Annotated in this window: 18 protein-coding genes; 11 read left to right on the top strand and 7 right to left on the bottom strand. The window is 70.0% G+C overall.

Features of this window, described 5'->3' with window-relative positions:
• Positions 1-46 precede the first annotated feature (46 nt).
• A complete protein-coding gene (ilvA, locus tag ABZ420_RS12735; protein ID WP_357120983.1) occupies positions 47-1,402 on the bottom strand; it encodes a threonine ammonia-lyase IlvA in 1,356 nt (451 codons plus the stop codon).
• Positions 1,403-1,478: 76 nt separating this feature from the next.
• Positions 1,479-1,913 (bottom strand): nitroreductase family deazaflavin-dependent oxidoreductase, encoded by a 435-nt coding sequence (locus ABZ420_RS12730; RefSeq protein ID WP_357120980.1) that lies wholly within the window; start codon positions 1,911-1,913, stop codon positions 1,479-1,481.
• A gap of 88 nt (positions 1,914-2,001) precedes the next feature.
• Between ABZ420_RS12730 and ABZ420_RS12725 the strand changes: the two genes are divergently transcribed.
• Together ABZ420_RS12725 and ABZ420_RS12720 are read left to right on the top strand one after the other, a co-directional pair.
• Positions 2,002-2,235: a hypothetical protein gene (locus ABZ420_RS12725; RefSeq protein ID WP_357120977.1), complete on the top strand. Its 234-nt coding sequence runs from the start codon at positions 2,002-2,004 to the stop codon at positions 2,233-2,235.
• Between the two features lie 92 nt (positions 2,236-2,327).
• Positions 2,328-3,539: a DUF2235 domain-containing protein gene (locus ABZ420_RS12720; protein WP_357120974.1), complete on the top strand. Its 1,212-nt coding sequence runs from the start codon at positions 2,328-2,330 to the stop codon at positions 3,537-3,539.
• Here ABZ420_RS12720 and treY read toward each other — a convergent pair.
• The 3 genes from treY to ABZ420_RS12705 all read right to left on the bottom strand — a co-directional run bounded on the left by treY (position 3,525) and on the right by ABZ420_RS12705 (position 9,176).
• Entirely contained in the window at positions 3,525-5,933 is a 2,409-nt protein-coding gene (gene treY / locus ABZ420_RS12715; protein ID WP_357121076.1) for a malto-oligosyltrehalose synthase, read from the bottom strand. The genes ABZ420_RS12720 and treY overlap by 15 nt on opposite strands.
• Positions 5,934-5,968: 35 nt before the next feature.
• Positions 5,969-8,089 carry a glycogen debranching protein GlgX gene (gene glgX / locus ABZ420_RS12710; protein ID WP_357120971.1) on the bottom strand — a complete coding sequence of 707 codons (2,121 nt, stop codon included), beginning with the start codon at positions 8,087-8,089 and terminating at the stop codon, positions 5,969-5,971.
• Between the two features lie 160 nt (positions 8,090-8,249).
• A complete protein-coding gene (locus ABZ420_RS12705; protein WP_357120968.1) occupies positions 8,250-9,176 on the bottom strand; it encodes a helix-turn-helix domain-containing GNAT family N-acetyltransferase in 927 nt (308 codons plus the stop codon).
• Between the two features lie 167 nt (positions 9,177-9,343).
• Between ABZ420_RS12705 and ABZ420_RS12700 the strand changes: the two genes are divergently transcribed.
• On the top strand, positions 9,344-10,624 hold the full coding sequence (locus ABZ420_RS12700) for an adenosylmethionine--8-amino-7-oxononanoate transaminase (protein WP_357120965.1): 1,281 nt from the start codon (positions 9,344-9,346) through the stop codon (positions 10,622-10,624).
• Positions 10,625-10,628: 4 nt separating this feature from the next.
• On the opposite strand, the gene ABZ420_RS12695 is transcribed toward ABZ420_RS12700, so the two are convergent.
• Positions 10,629-11,000, bottom strand: a complete 372-nt coding sequence (locus ABZ420_RS12695) for a cupin domain-containing protein (RefSeq protein WP_357120962.1) — start codon at positions 10,998-11,000, stop codon at positions 10,629-10,631.
• Positions 11,001-11,059: 59 nt separating this feature from the next.
• Between ABZ420_RS12695 and ABZ420_RS12690 the strand changes: the two genes are divergently transcribed.
• A complete protein-coding gene (locus ABZ420_RS12690; RefSeq protein ID WP_357120959.1) occupies positions 11,060-11,542 on the top strand; it encodes a MarR family transcriptional regulator in 483 nt (160 codons plus the stop codon).
• Here the strand turns inward: ABZ420_RS12690 and ABZ420_RS12685 are convergent.
• Positions 11,529-11,849 carry a hypothetical protein gene (locus ABZ420_RS12685; protein WP_357120956.1) on the bottom strand — a complete coding sequence of 107 codons (321 nt, stop codon included), beginning with the start codon at positions 11,847-11,849 and terminating at the stop codon, positions 11,529-11,531. The genes ABZ420_RS12690 and ABZ420_RS12685 overlap by 14 nt on opposite strands.
• A 126-nt stretch (positions 11,850-11,975) precedes the next feature.
• Here ABZ420_RS12685 and ABZ420_RS12680 point away from each other — a divergent pair, with 126 nt between their 5' ends.
• From ABZ420_RS12680 to ABZ420_RS12650, 7 genes are all read left to right on the top strand, one after another.
• The gene (locus ABZ420_RS12680; protein ID WP_357120953.1) at positions 11,976-13,124 is read left to right on the top strand and encodes an 8-amino-7-oxononanoate synthase; all 1,149 of its coding nucleotides are present in this window, start codon (positions 11,976-11,978) and stop codon (positions 13,122-13,124) included.
• Entirely contained in the window at positions 13,121-13,795 is a 675-nt protein-coding gene (gene bioD, locus ABZ420_RS12675; protein ID WP_040865989.1) for a dethiobiotin synthase, read from the top strand. The genes ABZ420_RS12680 and bioD overlap by 4 nt, the downstream gene beginning before the upstream one ends.
• Before the next feature lie 372 nt (positions 13,796-14,167).
• The gene (locus tag ABZ420_RS12670; protein WP_357120950.1) at positions 14,168-15,331 is read left to right on the top strand and encodes an alpha/beta hydrolase; all 1,164 of its coding nucleotides are present in this window, start codon (positions 14,168-14,170) and stop codon (positions 15,329-15,331) included.
• A 63-nt stretch (positions 15,332-15,394) separates the two neighbouring features.
• The gene (locus ABZ420_RS12665; RefSeq protein WP_357120947.1) at positions 15,395-16,486 is read left to right on the top strand and encodes an ABC transporter substrate-binding protein; all 1,092 of its coding nucleotides are present in this window, start codon (positions 15,395-15,397) and stop codon (positions 16,484-16,486) included.
• The gene (locus tag ABZ420_RS12660) at positions 16,486-17,346 is read left to right on the top strand and encodes an ABC transporter permease (RefSeq protein ID WP_357120944.1); all 861 of its coding nucleotides are present in this window, start codon (positions 16,486-16,488) and stop codon (positions 17,344-17,346) included. The genes ABZ420_RS12665 and ABZ420_RS12660 overlap by 1 nt, the downstream gene beginning before the upstream one ends.
• Entirely contained in the window at positions 17,322-18,074 is a 753-nt protein-coding gene (locus ABZ420_RS12655) for an ABC transporter ATP-binding protein (RefSeq protein WP_357120941.1), read from the top strand. Before ABZ420_RS12660 ends, ABZ420_RS12655 begins: the two co-directional genes overlap by 25 nt.
• Positions 18,071-19,423 (top strand): LLM class flavin-dependent oxidoreductase, encoded by a 1,353-nt coding sequence (locus tag ABZ420_RS12650; RefSeq protein ID WP_357120938.1) that lies wholly within the window; start codon positions 18,071-18,073, stop codon positions 19,421-19,423. Before ABZ420_RS12655 ends, ABZ420_RS12650 begins: the two co-directional genes overlap by 4 nt.
• Positions 19,424-19,643 lie beyond the last annotated feature (220 nt).

The following is a 19,643-nucleotide window of genomic DNA, read 5'->3' as shown; positions in this document are numbered from 1 at the left end:
GCCTGACATCCCCGCTCGGGTCGGCTCGAACCGCTGGACAATTCGCTCAGGTCAGGTAGCGGTAGGCCGGAGAATCGGGCTCGAGGCGCTCGCACTGGATCGGGGAATGGTGCATCCGCTCCAGCAGCGGCCCCAGGCCGTCGGGGGCGCCGAGTTCGATGCCGACCAGCGCCGCGCCCGTCTCCCGGTTGTTGCGCTTGACGTACTCGAACAGGGTGATGTCGTCCTCGGGGCCGAGCACCTCGTTGAGGAAACGGCGCAACGCGCCGGGCTCCTGCGGGAAATCCACCAGGAAGTAGTGCTTGAGGCCGCTGTGCACCAGCGAGCGCTCGATGATCTCGCCGTAGCGGGACACGTCGTTGTTGCCGCCGGACACCAGGCACACCACCGTCGAGCCCGGCTCCACGCTGATCTCCGCCAGCGCCGTCGTGGTGAGCGCGCCGGCGGGCTCGGCGATGATGCCCTCGTTCTGGTACAGATCGAGCATGGTGGTGCAGATCGCGCCCTCGTCGACCTGCATCATCTGGAAAGCGCCCGCGCCCCTGGGCGATTCGGTGACGGTCAGCAGCGGCAGCGAGGCGTGCGAGACCACTCGCCCGCCGAATCCGGCCACCGCGGCGTACGGCACGGCGCCGACCCGGCGCACCGCGGCGCCGTCCACGAAGGGGTCGATCTCCGGCAGCGTGACCGGACCGCCCGCCACCAGGGCCGCCGTCATGGAGGCCGCGCCCGCGGGCTCCACGCCCAGGATGGCGGTGCGCGGGGAACGCGCCCGCAGGTAGGTGCCGATACCGGCCAGGCAGCCGCCGCCGCCCACCGGCACGATCACCAGGTCCGGCGGGCCGTCCAATTGCTCGAGGATCTCCGCGGCGATGGTGCCCTGACCGGCGGCGGTGCGCGCGTCGTCGAACGGCGGCACCATGGTCGCGCCGGTGCGCTCCACGTCGGCGGCGGCGGCCGTGGCGGCGGCGTCGTAGGTCTCGCCGACGGCAATCAACTCGACGAACTCGCCGCCGTGTACCCGGATGCGGTCGCGCTTCTGCTTCGGTGTCGTGGTCGGGACGTAGATGCGGCCCTTGATCCCCATCGTCTGACAGGCGAACGCGACGCCTTGGGCGTGGTTGCCCGCGCTGGCCGCGACCACGCCCGCGGCGCGTTCGGCCTCGGTCAGCTGGATCACCAGGTTGTAGGCGCCGCGCAGCTTGTAGGAGCGGACCGCGCTGAGGTCTTCGCGTTTCAGATAGACGGTCGCCCCGGTGAGCTTGGACAGCCGCTCGCTGTGCTGGAGCGGGGTCGGATCGATGACGTCGGCAATTCGCTTGGCGGCAGCATCGATCTCGTCCGCGGTGAGCGCGGGGCGAGAAGCGGACAATGCGTCGAGGACATCAAGCGGATTGGACACCCCAATCATGGTGCCACCCGCCGCGGCGGTGACCTGCGGCGGGTGGCCATGACACGCTGGGCGACCTGCGTAGGAACTACCTGGGCGTGAGGACGAAGACGGGGATCTGACGGTCGGTCTTGGTTTGGTAGTTCGCATAGTCCGGCCACACCTCGACCGCGCGCTCCCACCACTGCGCCTTCTCCTCACCGAAGACCTCGCGCGCGGTGTAGTCCTTCTTCACCGTGCCGTCGCGCAACTCCACGTGCGGTTCGGCCTTGATGTTGTAGTACCAGACGGGGTGCTTCGGCGCGCCGCCCAAGGAGGCGACCACGGCGTACTCGCCGTTGTGCTCGACTCGCATCAGCGGCGTCTTGCGCAGCTTGCCGCTCTTCGCGCCCTTGGTGGTGAGCAGGATGATGGGCTTGCCCTGCAAGGTCGCGCCCTCGGTGCCGCCGGAGTTCTCGTACTTCTCGGCTTGCTCGCGGGCCCAGTCGGATGTGCTCGGTTCGTATTCACCTGTCAGTGGCATGACTGCCGCAACACCGCGGCGAATCGGTGTGTTCCCTGCGACAAAAAGTTCGCTGGCCCGAACTTCTTGTTCCGACTACCCTGAGGAGATGGCGGTCGTTCACTCTTCGGCGCGCGGCACCACGATCGACATCGCCGGTAGCGCGTGGCCGGCCTACAAGCTCGACGCACTCGTCGTCGGGCTGGCGACCTGCCTCGTCCTGGTCCTGATCACGGGCTCGCCGCAGGTCGCGGTGCTGGCGGCGGCAGCGCTCGCGGCGGCGCGGTGGCTGATCGGCATGGCGCTCGCGGGTCCGGGCGAGCTGCCCGGCGACACGCCGTAGCTCCCCCGCATTAACGCTTTCCCGTCCCACGCGATGAATTCGAGTAGTGGAATACGCGGGTTTCGGTGGGACAGCAGCGGGAGGATCAGCGCATGAAACGTCTCGTTGTATGTTGCGACGGCACCTGGAAGGCCGAATCGAGCAGCACGGTGTCGAACATCGTCAAGATCGCGCAGACGATCCGCTTCGACGCGCCGGGCCCGGCGGGGGAGACGATCCAGCAGTGGGTCACCTACGTCTCCGGCCCGGGCGCCCGCGGTTTCCTCAGCGATCGCCTTCTGGGCGGCGCCTTCGGACTCGGACTCGAGGCGAACCTGTCGTCCGCCTACTGGCATCTCGCCCTGAACTGGGAAAAGGGCGACGAGATCTACATCTTCGGCTTCAGTCGCGGCGCCTTCACCGCGCGCAGCCTGGCGGGTCTGATCAGCCGGATCGGGATCATGACCCCGGAGGCGATGATCGCGGGCAAGTACCCGGATGCCTTGCGCATCTATCGGCAGCGCCCGCCCGCGCCGACGCCCGAGGACCCGGATCCGGCCGAGCCGGAGGAATGGCAGGAGTTCCGCCGGAAGAATTGCCGGCGAGCGAAGATCGACTTCCTCGGCGTGTTCGACACCGTCGGCGCGCTGGGCGTCCCCGGCGTCACCTCGCTGCGGCACCGCTTCCACGACGTCAAGCTCTCCCGCCACGTGCACTGCGCCCGCCAGGCGCTGGCCATCGATGAACGGCGGCGCAACTTCGAACCGTCCCTGTGGGAGGTGCCGGTCGAACCGACTGTGAAGTACCGGCGCGGTTTCGAGCGGGTCAAGCAGGTGTGGTTCCCTGGCGTGCACACCGACATCGGCGGCGGCTACGCCGAATGCGGCCTGTCCGACGCGACGTTGCAGTGGATGGTCCGGGAGGCGGAGTCGGTCGGGCTGGCCTTCGACCGGGACCGGCTGGACGCGCTGTCCAAGCGCTGCGACACCACCAAGGGCGATCACATGCGGCTGCACGATTCGCTGAGCATCGGCTACCGCGTCCTGAATCTGGTGCGCACCCTGCGCAATCCGCGCAGCCGCCGCTTCCACTGGGATTCCTGGCGGCGGATCGCCACGCCCACCGATCAGGGCGTCCGGCTGTCGGTCAGCACGCAGGACGCGCTGGACTACCAGCCCGCGAACCTGCGCCGCTGGCGCGAAGAGCTGGGCGGCGTGATCCCGGAGAAGACCTTCGAGCAGGTGCGCGGCGATTTCGCGAAGGAACTCGAGCGGGTTCCCGCGGTGCCCGACGCGCCCCCGCTCGAGCTCTCAGCGCACCAGTAGCGCGACGGGCAGCCTGGCGAACATCTTCTCCAGCCTGGCCCGGCCCTGGAAGGTGTGGCCGGTCAACCGGTCGGTCCAGCTGCCCGCGGGCAGGTCGAGGAACGTATCGCCCCATCCCGTCTCGGCCAGGCTCACGCTGTGCCGGGTGGCGGCGACGATGACCTCGGGCGGCTCACCGGTGCGGCCGCGGGCATACGACACCACCTTGGCCGCGTGGTCGCCGGTGGCGAACAGCGGCCGGTAGGTGCCGCCGACGAAGCAATCGGGACGTTCGCGGCGCAACCACAGCGCGTAGGCGACGATCCACATCTTCGCCGCACCGGTGGTGTCCAGCGCAGGTGTGCCGGTGAGCGACTGGAGCATGCCCGCGCGGGCGGCGAAGTCCACCGGCCTGCGGTTGTCCGGGTCGACGAGGGAGTCCTCCCACAGCTCACAGCCCTGGTAGACGTCCGGGATGCCCGGTCCGCACAGTTGCAGCAGTTTCTGCGACAGCGAGTCCGACCAGGCGTGCGGGGCCAGCTCGTGCACCAGGTCACCCAGTTCGGAGCCCACCGGCCCGTCGATCACGACGTCCAGCCACGCGTGCACGGCGGACTCGAACTCGGCGTCCGGCTCCTCCCAGGAGGTCTTGGTGTTCGCCTCCCTGATCGCTTTCTCGGCGAACGCGTGCAGGCGTTCGCGCAGGCCGGGCACCGAGGCGGCGGGTCTGCCGTCCGCGGGCCACACCCCGAACATGTTCTGTAGCAGGAACAGCGCCGTCGCGCCGTCCGGCGCCGGAGCGGTCTCCAGCCAGGCGTCGACATTGCGCGCCCAGGTCTCCGCGGCCTGGGACAGGACGCCGATACGGGCGCGCACGTCCTCGCCGCGTTTGGTGTCGTGCGTGGACAGTGTGGTCAAGGTCGCGGGCCACAGCTGCGCGCGCTGGCTGTTGGACAGGTGGAACTCGTTGAGCGAGTGACCGAAACGCGCCGGGTTGCCGCCGACCTCTTGCAACGAGACCAGCCGCGCGGCCTGATAGAACATGGTGTCCTCGACCGCCTTCGCGGTCACCGCCCCGCAGACCTGGCTGAAGCGCACCGCCGCGGCCCCGTCGGCGGCCAGCGCCGCGACCAGGACCGCCAGCGGCGCGGTGAGCTCGCTGTTGCGCTTCTCCACCTCGGCGATCACCGCGCCCGCCATCCCGGCCAGCGGCGCGTAGTCGGCCCGGTACACCGGCATGAACGCCAGCACCTCGATGGTGGCGTTGGTCAGCGCCATGGTGTCGAAGCTCTCGGCATTCGCATCCTGTTTGATGGCGGCCACCAGCCGCCGGATCTCCGGCGTCAGGATGGTCTCCGCGACCGCTCGCTTGATCCGGTGCTCGGTCTCGCCGATCCAGGCCCGGTCGCTGCCGTGCCCGGCGACCCGGCGCGACAGTTCGGTGAGCGCGTGTTCCCCGCGCGGATCGATCAGCACGCCGCCGAAATCGGCCAGCGCCTCGTAGCCGGTGGTGCCGTCGATCGGCAGCGTCGCGTCCAACGGCTCGCGGTTGGCCAGGATCTTCTCCACCAGCAGCAACCGGTGCGGGCCGATCAGCCTGCGCAGCCTGGTCAGGTAGCTTGCCGGATCGGCCAGACCGTCCGGATGGTCGATGCGCACGCCGTCGATCAAGTCGTGCTCGCACCACGCGGCGAGTTCCCGGTGGGTGACCTCGAAGACCTCGGGGTTCTCCTGCCGGATCGCGGCCAGGCTGCTGACCGCGAAGAACCGCCGGTAGGTGCACAGCCCGGCCTTCCAGCTCACCAGGCGGTAGTGCTGCTTGTCGTGGATACGCAGGGCGTTGTCGCCGTCGGTGCCCGGCGCGATCGGGAAACGCAGATCGTGCAGCGCGAGCATGGGTTCGGCGCCGGAGCGGTCCACGGTCAAGGCGGCCGGATCGTTCTCGCTCTGCAACACCGGCAGCGCCAGCCGTCCGCCCGCGCCGTTGCCGGGACTCCAGTCGATGTCGAAGTACGGCGCGAACCTGGACTCTCGACCGTTCCGCAGGACGTCCCACCACCAGGCGTTCTGTCGCGGATCGGCCACACCGACGTGATTGGGCACCAGGTCCACGATCAGTCCCATGCCGCGGCTGCGCACCTCGTCGGCGAGGGCCTTGAGCCCGGTCGGCCCGCCAAGGGCGGCGGAGACCGTGGTCGGGTCGGTGACGTCGTAGCCGTGCGTCGAGCCGTTCGTGGCGGTCAGGATCGGCGACAGGTAGAGGTGCGAAATGCCCAGCTGCTGGAGGTATTCCGCGATGGCGCGCGCTTCGGCGAAGGTCAGTGCGTCCGGTCGTAGCTGGAGCCGGTAGGCGCTGCGGATCGTCGTCTGGCGAGCGGGCTTGCGGCGCAGCGATACCGGGTCGGTCACGTGCATCTCGGTGGAATCGGGTGGGTTCATCGGCATTCTGGTCAGGCGGCCTGGCGGAGGACGAGGAGACAGCGAGCTTCGACGGTGACGGTCGCGCCACCGGGGTACCCGGCGTCGGCCAGGCCGGTCGGCGTCGAGCAATCCAGTGCCACCGACCATTCCCCGCCGTCGCCGGTGTGGGGTAGCACGAAGTCGATAGCCTCGTCGTGGGCGTTGAAACACAGCAGGAACGAGTCATCGGTGATCCGTTCGCCGCGGGGGCCCGGCTCGGGAATCGCCTCGCCGTTGAGGTAGACCGCCAGCGACTTGCCGAAGCCGCTGTCCCAGTCCGCTTCGGTCATCTCCTCGCCGGAGGGGGTGAGCCAGGCGATGTCGCGGGCGTCGCCCGCCGAACGGGTCGGGCCGCCCGCCAGGAAGCGGCGGCGCCGGAAGACCGGGTGCTCGGTGCGCAACGCGATCACCGCGCGGGTGAATTCGAGCAGCTCGGCGTTCTTCTCCCGCAGCGACCAGTCCATCCAGGCCAGCGGCGAGTCCTGGCAGTAGACGTTGTTGTTGCCGTGCTGGGTGCGGCCCATCTCGTCGCCGTGCGCGAGCATCGGCACACCCTGGCTGAGCATCAGCGTCGCGAGCAGGTTGCGGCTCTGCCTGGCGCGCAGGGCGAGGATGTCCGGATCGTCGGTCGGCCCTTCGGCGCCGCAGTTCCACGAGCGGTTCCAGCTCTCGCCGTCACGGTTGTCCTCGCCGTTGGCCTCGTTGTGTTTCTCGTTGTAGGACACCAGGTCGTGCAACGTGAATCCGTCGTGCGCGGTGACGAAGTTGATGCTCGCGCTCGGCCTGCGGCCGGTGGCCTCGTAGAGGTCCGAGGAGCCGGTGAGCCGAGAGGCGAACTCGCCCAGCGTCGCCGGTTCGCCGCGCCAGTAGTCGCGCACGGTGTCGCGGAACTTGCCGTTCCATTCCGTCCACAGGCCGGGAAAATTGCCGACCTGGTAGCCGCCCTCGCCGACATCCCACGGTTCGGCGATGAGCTTGACCTGGCTCACCACCGGATCCTGCTGCACCAGGTCGAAGAAGGTCGAGAGCCGGTCCACGTCGTGCAGCTCCCGCGCCAGCGTCGCGGCCAGATCGAAGCGGAAGCCGTCGACGTGCATCTCCAGGACCCAGTAGCGCAGCGAGTCCATGATCAGCTGCAAGGTGTGCGGGTGGCGCACGTTGAGGCTGTTGCCGGTGCCCGTGTAATCCATGTAGTGCGAGGGATCGTCGTCGACCAGGCGGTAATAGGCGGCGTTGTCGATGCCGCGGAAGCCGATCGTGGGACCGCGATGGTTGCCCTCGGCGGTGTGGTTGTAGACCACGTCGAGGATCACCTCGATGCCCTCGGCGTGCAGTGCGCGCACCATCGCCTTGAACTCGGTGACCGCCGACCCGGCGCGGTCCATCGCCGCGTACCCGTTGTGCGGCGCGAGGTAGCCGAAGCTGTTGTAGCCCCAGTAATTGCGCAGTCCCTGGTCCAAGAGCACACGGTCGTGCAGGAACTGGTGCACCGGCATCAGCTCGATCGCGGTGACGCCCAACCCCTTCAAGTGATCCACGATCGCGGGGTGCGCGATGCCCGAGTAGGTGCCGCGCAATTCCTCCGGCACATCGGGATGGGTCATCGTCATGCCTTTGACGTGCGCCTCGTAGATCACGGTCTCGTGGTACGGACGGTTGGGCGCGCGGTCGGCGCCCCAGTCGAAGTACGGGTTGATCACCACGCCGGTCATGGTGTGGCCGAGCGAGTCCAGTCCGTAGGTGTAGAGCGAGGGATCATCGTCGAAGTCGCCGTCGAACGCCTTGCCGTACGGATCGAGCAGCAACTTGCTCGGGTCGCAGCGCAAGCCGCGGTCGGGGTCGTAGGGGCCGTGTACCCGGAATCCGTAGCGCTGACCGGGATCGATCGCGGGAAGGTAGGCATGCCAGACATAGCCGTCGACCTCGTCGAGCGCGATCCGCGTCTCGGCGCCGTCCCCGTCGATCAGACAGAGTTCGACCGCGTCGGCAACCTCCGAGAACACCGAGAAATTGGTGCCCGCGCCGTCGTAGGTGGCCCCGAGGGGATAGGCGGTGCCGGGCCAGACACCCAGTGGGGTCGCGTCGCCGGGCGCTGCGTCGGGCTGAGCCATGGCAACGACAGTAGCGCCAGCGGGGCATTCCGCAGTGCGGGTGGTTCCGGCCGACCGGATCAGGGCAGGTCGGAGGCGTTTTCCGGCCGGCGGCGGCAGTAGTAGCCGGGAAGTGCCGCGACGAACGGGAGACCGCCGGGCGAGCTGCCCGGCGGGCGCGTCAGTCCCCGGGCGTGAGCGCCCGCCGCCAGGTCTGGCCGACCAGGTCGTGACCCCAGCTGTGATGCGGGCTCTGGTCGACGAGCTCGAAGCCCGCCCGTTGGTAGACGTGCCGCGCCGCGGTGAGCACGTCGTTGGTCCACAGCACGATCTCGCGGTACCCCGCCGCGGTGGCGAAGCGCAGGCACTCGCCGACGAGCGCCGAACCGACGCCGAGGCCGCGGGCGGTGGGCTCCACCAGCAGCAACCGCAGCCGCGCGGTGCTGTCGTCCTCTCGAACGCAGAAGACGCTGCCCACCGGGTGGCCGTCCGCTTCCGCGATCCAGGCGCGCTCGCGCCGCTCGTCGCGGGAAGCCAGGTAATCGGCCACGATGCGCACGATCAGTTCCTCGTAGGTCGCGTCCCAGCCGTATTCGTTCGCGTAGAGCTCCGCATGGCGCTGGATGACCCAGCCGTAATCGCCCGAGCGCGGGCCTCGCAGCGAGAAGGCGGGCGCGGCGGTGGGCCGGTCCAGAATCCGCTGGATGGTTCGCATCGCCGTGATCAGCCGGGTCCGATTCGCTTGCGGCTGCCCGTCGAGCAGCGCGCCGACTTCGTCGCTGGAGCGTTGATCGAGCGTCGCGAAGACCTCCCTGCCCCGGTCGGTCAGCCGCACCTCCTGGCGGCGGCCGTCGGTGCCGGAGCGATTGCGCCGCACGAGACCGGACTGTTCGAACCGGGCCAGGATGCGGCTGAGGTAGCCGGCGTCGAGGTCGAGCGCGCGCCGCAGCGCGACCACTTCGGTCGCGTCGGCTGCCGCCAGTTCGAACAGGATTCGCGCCTCGGTCAGCGAGTACCGGCTGTCGTGCAGTCCCTCGCCCAGTACGCCGATCACCCGGGTGTAGTGGCGGTTGAACTCGCGGACGGCGGCGATGTCGGCGGCGGTCACGTCGGCTCCAATCTTTGACTGAGTCAAAGAATATCGCGGGGCGGCCCGCTGGGTCGGGAAACGGCCGGACTGCGCCGACCTGCCCGAGGGAGCCAACCGGCTCGGGTGCTAACTTGAACGGCGTTCAAGACGCCCCGGACGGCCGGGGCCGTGACGCGAGGATTCCTGTGGCACTGACCCCCGACGAGATCACCGCACTCGACGCCGAACACGTCTGGCATCCCTACGGTGGTTTCCCGGCGACGACCGAACCGCTGGTGGTGACCGCCGCCGCGGGCACCAGGCTGACCTTGGCCGACGGCCGCGAGCTGGTCGACGGCATGAGTTCCTGGTGGGCCGCCATCCACGGTTACCGGCATCCGGTGCTCGACGCCGCGCTGGTCGACCAGTCGCGGCGGATGAGTCACGTGATGTTCGGCGGGCTCACCCACGAGCCCGCGGCCCGGCTGGCCGAACTGCTGGTCGAATCGACACCGGCCGGGCTGGACAAAGTGTTCCTGTGCGACTCCGGCTCGGTGTCGGTCGAGGTCGCCGTGAAGATGTGCCTGCAGTACTGGCGCTCGCTGGGCAAGCCGGAGAAGCGGCGGCTGCTCACCTGGCGCGGCGGGTACCACGGCGACACGTTCACGCCGATGAGTGTGTGCGACCCCGAGGGCGGCATGCACTCGCTGTGGAGCGACATCCTGGTGAACCAGGTGTTCGCGCCGGTGCCGCCGAGCGAGTACCGGCCGGAGTACGCGGCGGAACTGGAGCGCCTGATCGCCGCGCACGCGGGCGAACTCGCGGCGGTCGTCGTGGAGCCGCTCGTCCAGGGGGCAGGCGGGATGCGCTGGCACCACCCCGGCTATCTCACCGACCTGCGCAGGCTGTGCGACGAACACGGCGTGCTGCTGGTCTTCGATGAGATCGCGACCGGATTCGGCCGCACCGGAACGCTGTTCGCGGCCGACGTGGCGGGCGTGAGCCCGGATGTGATGTGCGTCGGCAAAGCGCTGACCGGCGGCTATCTCACCCTCGCCGCCGCGCTGTGCACCACGCGGATCGCCGAGACGATCAGCGCGGCGCACGGCGGGCTCATGCACGGTCCCACATTCATGGGCAACCCGCTGGCCTGCGCGGTCGCCGTCGCGTCGATCGAGTTGCTGCGCTCGCGCGACTGGCGCGGCGAGGTGGCCCGGATCGAGGCGGAGCTGGCGGCGGGCCTGGCTCCGGTGCGTGGCCTGCCCGGCGTGGTGGAGGCGCGGGTGCTCGGCGCGATCGGCGTGATCGAGCTGGACCGTCCGGTGGACATGCGCGCCGCGACCGACGCCGCGGTGGCCGCCGGGGTGTGGCTGCGTCCGTTCCGCAACCTGGTGTACACCATGCCGCCATTCATCAGCACCTCCGGCGACATCGCGACGATCACCGCCGGGATGCGCGCCGCGGTGGCCGCGCAGACCGCTCGGTGACCGGTCAGGCGATCCACGGCGGGACGATCGTGCCGTCGCCGTCCGGTGTCCCGGCCCGGGCGCCCGCCGGTGCGGTGACGATGGCGGTGAAGCCGTTCCCGGTGCGCACCTGCCGCAGGACGTTCGCCGGGAGGATCACGGTATCGCCCTCGGCGGCAGTGAGTTCCGTGCCGTCGAGCACGATGTCGACGTGTCCGGCGAGGACGGTCCAGATCTGTTCGGCGTCGATGAAGTGCAGCGGTCCGGCCGTGTCCGCGGGTACCTCGACCCGCCACAGCGCGAGCCCGGAGCCGCCCTGGGTGGGGGAGGCGAGTGTGGTCATGACGCCGCCCGGGGTTTCGGTGCGGCGGGTGTCGGAGTGTCGGATGACGGTCATCGGGCTACCACCTAAGATGGACAATATGGTTGTCCATATAGTCAACGAGGTTGTCCATCATGTCAAGTGACGCGGGTGGTTACGAGTTGCCGCTGCGCATGCTGCTGGGCTTCCGCGCCGTGATCGACGAGGTGCACGCCGAACTGGCCGAGCACGGGCATGCCGAGTTGCGGCCGTTGCACGGCTTCGTCTTCCAGGCGGTCGGCCGCGCGGGCGGGCCCTACGGTTGCGCGGCCGCGGATCTCGGGCGCGCGCTCGGCGTCTCGAAACAAGCCGCGGGCAAGCACATCGAGACGCTCGAGCGGCTGGGCTACCTGCGCCGTGGGCACGATCCGACCGACGCGCGCCGCAAGGTCTACACGCTGACCGAACGCGCCGAGGACGTCTTGGCCCGATCGGCGCGCGCCTTCGACCGGATCCACGACCGCTGGGCGAACCTGCTCGGCGCGCACCGGCTGGCCGAGTTGGAACGCGATCTGCGCTTGCTGACGCCCGGCGAGGTGTTCCGGCTCGATACGCCGAATTGGTTCACCGGTCCGTGAGCCGGTCGTGCGGGGTGCCGGGGATCTCCGGACGATCGCTGTCCGACACCATCTCCCACACCCGGAAGATGCAGTGGTAATCGTCCGACCAGCCACGAACCATCAGCAAGTAGGTGTCGCCGTCGCGCAGGACGATGCGGCGGCCGCGCAGTTTGGGATGTTCGGGAGTGTAGGTGGGCAGCACGCCGGCCAGCTTCGCCAATGCCTGCGCGCGCGTGCCGACCACTTCGGTGAGGATCCGGGGTGACCAGCGCTTCTGCTCCCCCGAGCCCGTTGTTTCCTCGACGACTATCGCCCACCGCGGCATTCGGCCGTTTTCCTCCCCGGTGAAACTTCGCCACCGCAGGCCGGTGACAACCACCAACGTCGGCTCAACGGTACCAGCGGGCGGTGGGCAGGCGTCCTGAACAGCGTTCAAGTATGCTGCGGAGCTGTGACTACCGATCCGCTGAGCTGGTTGGACGAACGCGCGTCGGCGCGCGTGGCCGCGGGACTGCGCCGCGAGCTGCGCCCGCGCGCCGCGCAGGCGTCGTCGATCGATCTCGCCTCCAACGACTACCTGGGCCTGGTCCGCCACCCCGACGTGATCGAAGGCGCCATCGACGCGGTGCGCCGCTGGGGCGCGGGGGCGACCGGGTCGCGCCTGGTCACCGGCACCACCGCGGAGCACGAACTGCTGGAGACGGAGCTGGCCGAATTCGTCGGCGCCGAAGCGGGACTCGTGTTCGCCTCCGGGTACGCGGCCAACCTGGGCGCGGTCACCGCCCTCGCCGGGCGCGGCTCGCTCGTGATCTCCGACGCCGGTAGTCACGCCTCGCTGGTGGACGCGTGCAGGCTGTCGCGCGCCCGGGTGGAGATCGCGCCGCATCGCGACGTCGCGGCGGTGGACCGGCTGCTGTCGGAGCGCACCGAGGAACGCGCGCTGGTACTCACCGATTCGGTGTTCAGCGCCGACGGCGATCTCGCGCCACTGACCGAACTGCACCGGGTGACCAGGGCCAACGCGGCGGTGCTCGTGGTGGACGAGGCGCACGGCCTCGGCGTGCGCGGCGCGGGCGGACGCGGGCTGGTGCACGAGTGCGGGCTGGCCGGTGCGCCGGACCTGGTGATCACCGCCACGCTGTCGAAATCATTTGCCGCGCAGGGCGGTGTGGTGCTGGCCAGTGCGCGGGTGCGCGCCCACCTCATCGATGCCGCGCGCACGTTCATCTTCGACACCGGTCTCGCGCCCGCCGCTGTCGGCGCCGCGCGGGCCGCGCTGCGCCTGCTGCGCTCCGAACCGGAGCTGGCCGGTCGGGTGCTGGACCGCGCCGCCGACATCGCCCGGATCGCCGGGGTGCCCACGCCGCCGTCGGCGGTGGTGTCGGTCGTGCTCGGCCCGGCGCAGGTGGCCTTCGACGCCGCTCAGGCCTGCCGGGCGCGGGGGCTCGACGTGGGTTGCTTCCGTCCGCCGACGGTTCCGGAAGGCACGTCGCGACTGCGCCTGACCGCGCGCGCGAACCTCACCGCGGCCGAACTCGATGCCATCGCGGCGGTGCTCGGCGAGGTGCTGGCCGAGGCGCGAGAGGCGGTGCCCGCGTGACCGTCCTGCTGATCACCGGAACCTCCACCGACGTCGGCAAGACCGTCGTCACCGCGGCCGTCGCCGCCGTGGCGCGGGCAAGCGGTCGTTCGGTGGCGGTGTGCAAGCCGGGCCAGACCGGTGTCGCGGCAGGCGAACCGGGTGACCTCGCGGAGATCGAGCGGCTGTCGGGCGTCACCAGGACGGTCGAACTCGCCCGCTACCCCGACCCGCTGGCGCCCGACACCGCCGCCCGCCGCGCCGGGCTGCCGGAGCTGACGCTCGCCGACACCGCCGCCGCCGTCGACTCCCTGGCGGACGCCGACCTGGTCCTGGTCGAGGGCGCGGGCGGACTGCTGGTGCGCCTGGGCGATTTCACCTTGCTCGACCTCGCCCAGAAACTCGGCGCACCCGTCCTGCTGGTCACCGCCGCCGGGCTGGGCACGCTCAATCACACCGAACTGACCACCCGCGCACTGCAATCGGCGGGCGTGCGGTGCGCGGGCCTGGTGATCGGCTCCTGGCCCGCCGAACCGGACCTCGCCGCCGAGTGCAACCGCACCGATCTGCCCCGCGTCACCGGCGTCGACCTGGTGGGGTCGGTGCCGGAAGGCGCGGGCGGCTGGCAGCGCGCGCGATTCACCGCCGCCGCCGCGGGGTGGTTCGATCCCGCCTGGTCGCCTTTCCGCTGACGAGCCGGGCCGGTTGGTGACATACCTACGACGAACCCACCGGCACCGGCAAGACCACCGCGCACAGGGACACCATCACGGCCGTTTCGCACGGCTGGTCCCGTGCGAACAGTGAGGCAGATCATCTCGTGCGAACCGGTCGACCCTGCGGCGACCGGTGAGCAAAACCATCACCTGCTCGCCGCACGACCCCGAGGGGCGGCGCCGATGTCGAAGTCAGTGCACGCCGCTGTGGCCGGAAGCCGGCGCGCCCGAAGACGAAGACCCCTTCGGTGCGTCTCGTCGGGCAAACTCGCGGCCATGCCCGAGGTGGCACGCTGAGCGGTAGCGGGTGCGTGGCGGCCCTCCGCACCCGTGCCTACAGTGGGATGGATGTCGCCGATGGACGCCCGGCACCCGTCCACCGTCTCCGACTGGGACGACGCGCGACGCCGAGCTCGGCTGCGGGACACGAGCCTGGGGCACGGGTGGAAGACGTTGCGCCGTACCAAGGTGACGCTGCTTCGGGTGACCGCACTGTTGCTGGCCGGACTCGTGGTGTTCGCGCAGTACTGGAAGTACGACGTCGCGCCGGAACAAGCGCGACTGGCGCGCACCGAGCCCGCCATCCTGCCCGTCGCCCCGCCGGTGGACTCGCAGAACTGGGACACCGTCGTGGTGGACCTGGTCGGGCTCGGCGGGCTCGATGCCACCGACACCGCCGCCGCGCTGCCCGCGCTGCGCCGGATGGGCATGGTGTGGGCGATCCGCTACGACAACCAGGGCCTCGACACCAAGGTGATCGCCGACCTCATCGTGCGCGCCGCCGAACTGTCCGGCCTGCGCAACGTCGTGCTCGTCGGCCACAGCATGGGTGGCGTGATCGCGCTCGAGGTCGCCGAGCACATCCACCGCGACAGCGACCGCAGGCTGGCCGGGGTCATCCTGGACTGCACACCGGTGGACTTGAACGCCGTCCGTCCGGAGAGCCGCGGTCGCGGGGAGGACATGCTGCGCTGGATGGGCTGGTTGCCCGGCGCCCGGGAAAGCCGCGCCCTGCGGCTGGCCGTGGAGACCTATGCCCGCCGGGACCGTTTCCTCCACCGCGGCGACGGGCCGTTCGGGCTCGAGTTCGGCAAGCTCGGTGAGGTGCTGGCGGAAGTGACGCGGGACAAGATCGTCTCACGCGACGCCGCGAGCAACGGTCTGATCGAATCCCAGTTCACCGCGATCGTGGCCGGTGGCGCGACCGACGACTTGCGCACTCTGGCCCAGCCCGTGGCGGACAAGCCGCGACCCGCCATCGTCTTCATCCGGCCGCGCGACGCGAGCGCCGACCGCGTGGTCGACGTCGAGTACTCCCACCGGGCGCTGATCGAGCAATCCGGCGGCGTGGACGGCACGCTGCTGGTGGTACTCGCGCGAAACACCGGGCACGCCAACCCGATGCAGCGCCCACGGGAATACAACACGGTGATCGAGCAGCAGATCCTGCCGTTCCTGCAGCGCTACCAGCAGCAGGTCCGGTCGACGATGGTGGCCGCGCCGCCGCGCTGAGGGGTTCGAACCAGGCTGAGACAAACCGTATCCCGGCCGGTTTACCCTTGCTGTAATTCGCCTATGTTCCGACCAAGTACGTTCCGGTCCGGCCGCCGCGGCCGCACGACCGCCGCATTGCTCGCCGTGGCAACCGTTGCGACACTCGGACTCACCGGCTGCGCGAAGGACGACGAGCCGGTCGGTCCCACCGCCGACGGACCACTGCCCACCGAGGTTCCCGCCGGGACCGCCCTCGTGGTCGCCGACCAGTCCGAGCGCCTGCAGTCCGTGCTGCGCATCTCCGGCGAACTCGACAAGCTCCCGTTCAAGGTGGAGTTCGCCAACTTCGTCGGTGGCCCCGCCATCCTGGAGGCGTTCCGCGCGGGCGCCGCCGACGTCGCGCAGGTCGGCGACGTCCCGCCGATCCACGCACTGGTGGCGGGGCAGGACGTGCCGATCGTCGCGTCCTACCAGACCAGCACCACCGCCTTGAAACTCGCGGTGGCGCCGGGCAAGTCGGTGCCGAAGCTCACCGATCTGAAGGGCAAGAAGATCGCCTACGCCGAGGGCACGGCCCAGCAGGCCGCCGTGCTGCGCGCCATCGACAAGGCCGGGCTCACCACCTCCGACGTGCAGCTGATCCGGCTGCAACTGGCCGAGTTCCCCGATGCGGTGCGCACCGGCCAGGTGGATGTCGCGCCGCTGATCGAGCCGAACGTCACCCGGTTCCTGCGCACACCGGGCGCCGCGCTGGTCCCCGACTCCGAGACCGCGGGCATCTACGGCGGCCTCGCCTACCTGTATGCCCGCCGCGCCGTCGTGCGGGACCCGGCGAAGGCGGCCGCCACCCGCGCGTTGGTCGGTGCGTTCGTCCGGGCCTACCAGTGGGCCAACACCCACCCGGAGGAGTGGGCGCGCCGGTACTACGTGGAGAACCAGAAGGTGAGCACCGACGACGCCAAGCGCATCGTGGACTCACTGGGCACCTATGTCTTCCCGCATCTGGACCAGCAGCTCGTCGACCGTCAGCAGTCCACCATCGACGCCATCGCCAAGGCGGGCGAACTGCCCAAGAAGGTGCGGGCGGCCGACGGTTTCGACCTGCGCTTCGACGCCGCGATCACCCAGGCGGTCAGCGAGAGCGGCGCGTCGTTCGAACCGACGGCGCGCTGATGGCCACCCTGGACGCCGCGGTGCTGCGCCGCATCGGCCTCGGCCGCTCCGCGCAGCCGGTACTGGCGAAACGCAAACCGGCCCGGCCGCGCCTCGGGCCGGGCCGCCCGATCCCGTTCGGTATCGCGATAGGACCCGTGCTCCTGGTCGCCGCGTGGGTGACCGGTTCCGCGACGGGCACGTTGGATCCGGAAACCCTGCCCGCACCGTGGACGGTCGCCGAGACCGCCGGTGACCTGATCGCCGACGGCCGGCTACAGAGCAATCTGCTGACCTCCGTGCAGCGCGCCGCGATCGGGCTCGGGCTCGGCGTGGCGATCGGCCTGGTGCTGGCGCTGCTGGCCGGGCTGAGCCGCGTCGGTGAAGCGTTGGTGGACGGGCCGATCCAGATCAAGCGCGCCATTCCCACCCTGGCGCTGATCCCCCTGTTCATCGTGTGGTTCGGCATCGGCGAGGAGATGAAGCTGGTGGTGATCACCACCAGCGTGGCGATCCCGATCTACCTGAACACCCACGCGCACCTGCGCAGCGTCGACGCCAGGTACGTGGAGCTCGCCCAGACGGTGGGGCTGTCGCGGTGGGGATTCGTCCGGCGGATCGCGCTGCCCGGATCGCTGCCCGGCTTCTTCACCGGCCTGCGGCTGGCCGTCACCATCTCGTGGCTGGCGCTGGTCGTGGTGGAACAGGTCAACGCCACCAGCGGCATCGGCTATCTGATGACCCAGGCCCGCACCTACGGCCAGATCGACATCATCGTCGTCGGCCTGGTGATCTACGGCCTGCTCGGCCTGTTCGGCGACATCCTGGTGCGCGCGGCGGAAAGGAAGGCGCTGTCATGGCGGCAGACACTCGGGGACTGAACGTCGTGCGCGCCCGGCGGCTGCGCCGTGGCTTCGGCGACCGTGTGGTGCTGCGCGACCTCGATATCGACATCGCCCGCGGCGAGTTCGTCGCACTGCTCGGCCGCAGCGGGTCGGGCAAGAGCACCTTGCTGCGTGCGCTGGCCGAATTGGACTACGACGTGCCCGGATCCGGCGAGCTGAGCGTGCCCACCGAGCGTTCCGTGGTGTTCCAGGACTCCCGGTTGCTGCCCTGGACGCGCGTGCTGGACAACGTGACCCTCGGTCTCGGTGGTTCGGACGCGGCCGGTCGTGGTCGTGCGGCGCTGGCCGAAGTCGGGCTCGCCGGCCGGGAGAGAGCCTGGCCCAAGGAGCTGTCCGGCGGCGAGCAACAGCGCGTGGCCCTGGCGCGTTCGCTGGTGCGCGAACCCGAACTCCTGCTGGCGGACGAGCCGTTCGGCGCGCTGGACGCGCTCACCCGGATCAAGATGCACGCGCTGCTGCAAGACCTGTGCGCGAAGCACCGGCCCGCCGTCCTGCTGGTCACCCATGACGTGGACGAGGCGGTGCTGCTCGCCGACCGCGTCCTGGTGCTCGACGACGGGCGCATCGCGGTGGACCAGCGCATCGACCTGGAACGTCCACGCCGCCACGGCGATCCCGCGTTCCTGCGACACCGATCCTTGCTGCTGGCCAGCCTGGGCGTCGACGTCGCGAACACACCTACCGACGAGAAGAAAGCCTCATGACGACCGCACCGCGCCAACTCAGCCTCAACGCCTTCATCTACCCCTCCGGCCACCACGAGGCCGCCTGGCGCCATCCGTGGAGCAGCCCCGAGCGGATCTACGACGTCGCCTACTACCAAGAGATCGGCCGCACCGCCGAAGCGGCGAAGCTGGACGCGGTGTTCTTCGCCGACGGTCCCGCGCTGCGCACCAACGTTCGGCACAACGCGGCCTCCGGCCTGGAGCCGATCACCCTGCTCACCGCGATCGCCACGGCCACGACGCATCTGGGCCTCATCGCCACCGCCTCGACCACGTACTACGAGCCCTACAACCTGGCCAGGCTGTTCTCCACGCTGGATCACATCTCCGGCGGCCGCGCGGGCTGGAACATCGTCACCACCGGAACCGATCTCGCCGCGGCGAACTTCGGCCTGGACAAGCATCCCGACCACGCCGAACGGTACGCGCGGGCGCGGGAATTCGTGGACGCGGTGGTCGCGCTGTGGGACAGCTGGGAGGACGACGCCATCGTCGACGACCGGGCTTCCGGCGTGTACGCCGATCCGGACAAGATCCATCAGATCGACTTCGAGGGCGAATACCTGCGGGTGCGCGGGCCGTTCAACGCGCCGCGCACCCCGCAGGGCTACCCGGTGCTGGTGCAGGCGGGCGCGTCGAACGACGGCCGGGCGTTCGCGGGCAAGTACGCCGAGGCGATCTTCACCGCGCATCAGCGGCTCGGCGACGCGCAGGCGTTCTACGCCGACATCAAGGAACGGGCCCGCGGTTTCGGGCGCAATCCCGAGCACGTCAAGGTCCTGCCCGGGATCAGCCCGTTCATCGCCGATACCGAGGCCGCGGCCAAGCGATTGGAACGGGAGTTCAACGAGCTCACCGTGCCGGAATACGGGTTGGCGCAGCTGGAGGGCATCGTCGGGATCAGCCTGCGGCACCTGCCGCTGGACGAGCCGATCCCGGTCGACTTGTTCGACGCGGCGGGCGATGTGACCGACAACGGCCAGAGCCGGTTGCAGGTCGTCGCGGGCATCGTGCAGCGCGAACGCCCGACCGTGCGCGGTCTGCTGCACCGCCTCGCCGGTGCGCGCGGTCACCGGGTGTTCGCCGGAACCCCCGAACAGGTCGCCGACACCATCGAGGAATGGTTCCGCAACGGCGCCGCCGACGGCTTCAATGTGATGCCGCCGTACTACCCGGGCGGATTGGAAGTCTTCGCCGAAACGGTCGTGCCGATCCTCCAGGAGCGCGGGCTGTTCCGCACCGAGTACACCGGCACCACCTTGCGTGACCACTTCGGCTTGCCCCGTCCCGACAGCCGCTTCGCCCGCCAGCCCGCGCTGACGCGGTGATCGGCGCGGACGAAAAGGATTGTCCCGCTGATCTATCGGTGCGTCGTGTCGTGGCTCTGCACGGGGCGCCCGGTGGACGTGCGGCAACGCTCCGAGCCGACGGCGTCGACTTCGCCGAAGGTGTCGGATCAGCGGCACGCACCCGGTGCGGGCTTGTTTCGAGGCTCGGTTGCGAGCGGCATACGACCGATCGGCGCGGGGCCTCGCAGCTGCGGCGTGG

The organism is Nocardia sp. NPDC005745 (genome assembly GCF_040630775.1).
Lineage (GTDB): Bacteria > Actinomycetota > Actinomycetes > Mycobacteriales > Mycobacteriaceae > Nocardia.
The sequence above is the reverse complement of the archived record's forward strand: the minus strand, read 5'-3'. Positions and strand labels throughout refer to the sequence as shown.

What these genes read in the sequence shown, in the direction of transcription:
- ABZ420_RS12730 (WP_357120980.1), bottom strand. Translation starts at nt 1,913, where the DNA reads ATGCCACTGACAGGTGAATACGAACCGAGCACATCCGACTGGGCCCGC.
- ABZ420_RS12725 (WP_357120977.1), top strand. Translation starts at nt 2,002, where the DNA reads ATGGCGGTCGTTCACTCTTCGGCGCGCGGCACCACGATCGACATCGCC.
- ABZ420_RS12720 (WP_357120974.1), top strand. Translation starts at nt 2,328, where the DNA reads ATGAAACGTCTCGTTGTATGTTGCGACGGCACCTGGAAGGCCGAATCG.
- treY (WP_357121076.1), bottom strand. Translation starts at nt 5,933, where the DNA reads ATGCACGTGACCGACCCGGTATCGCTGCGCCGCAAGCCCGCTCGCCAG.
- glgX (WP_357120971.1), bottom strand. Translation starts at nt 8,089, where the DNA reads ATGGCTCAGCCCGACGCAGCGCCCGGCGACGCGACCCCACTGGGTGTC.
- ABZ420_RS12695 (WP_357120962.1), bottom strand. Translation starts at nt 11,000, where the DNA reads ATGACCGTCATCCGACACTCCGACACCCGCCGCACCGAAACCCCGGGC.
- ABZ420_RS12690 (WP_357120959.1), top strand. Translation starts at nt 11,060, where the DNA reads ATGTCAAGTGACGCGGGTGGTTACGAGTTGCCGCTGCGCATGCTGCTG.
- ABZ420_RS12685 (WP_357120956.1), bottom strand. Translation starts at nt 11,849, where the DNA reads ATGCCGCGGTGGGCGATAGTCGTCGAGGAAACAACGGGCTCGGGGGAG.
- ABZ420_RS12670 (WP_357120950.1), top strand. Translation starts at nt 14,168, where the DNA reads ATGTCGCCGATGGACGCCCGGCACCCGTCCACCGTCTCCGACTGGGAC.
- ABZ420_RS12665 (WP_357120947.1), top strand. Translation starts at nt 15,395, where the DNA reads ATGTTCCGACCAAGTACGTTCCGGTCCGGCCGCCGCGGCCGCACGACC.
- ABZ420_RS12660 (WP_357120944.1), top strand. Translation starts at nt 16,486, where the DNA reads ATGGCCACCCTGGACGCCGCGGTGCTGCGCCGCATCGGCCTCGGCCGC.
- ABZ420_RS12655 (WP_357120941.1), top strand. Translation starts at nt 17,322, where the DNA reads ATGGCGGCAGACACTCGGGGACTGAACGTCGTGCGCGCCCGGCGGCTG.
- ABZ420_RS12650 (WP_357120938.1), top strand. Translation starts at nt 18,071, where the DNA reads ATGACGACCGCACCGCGCCAACTCAGCCTCAACGCCTTCATCTACCCC.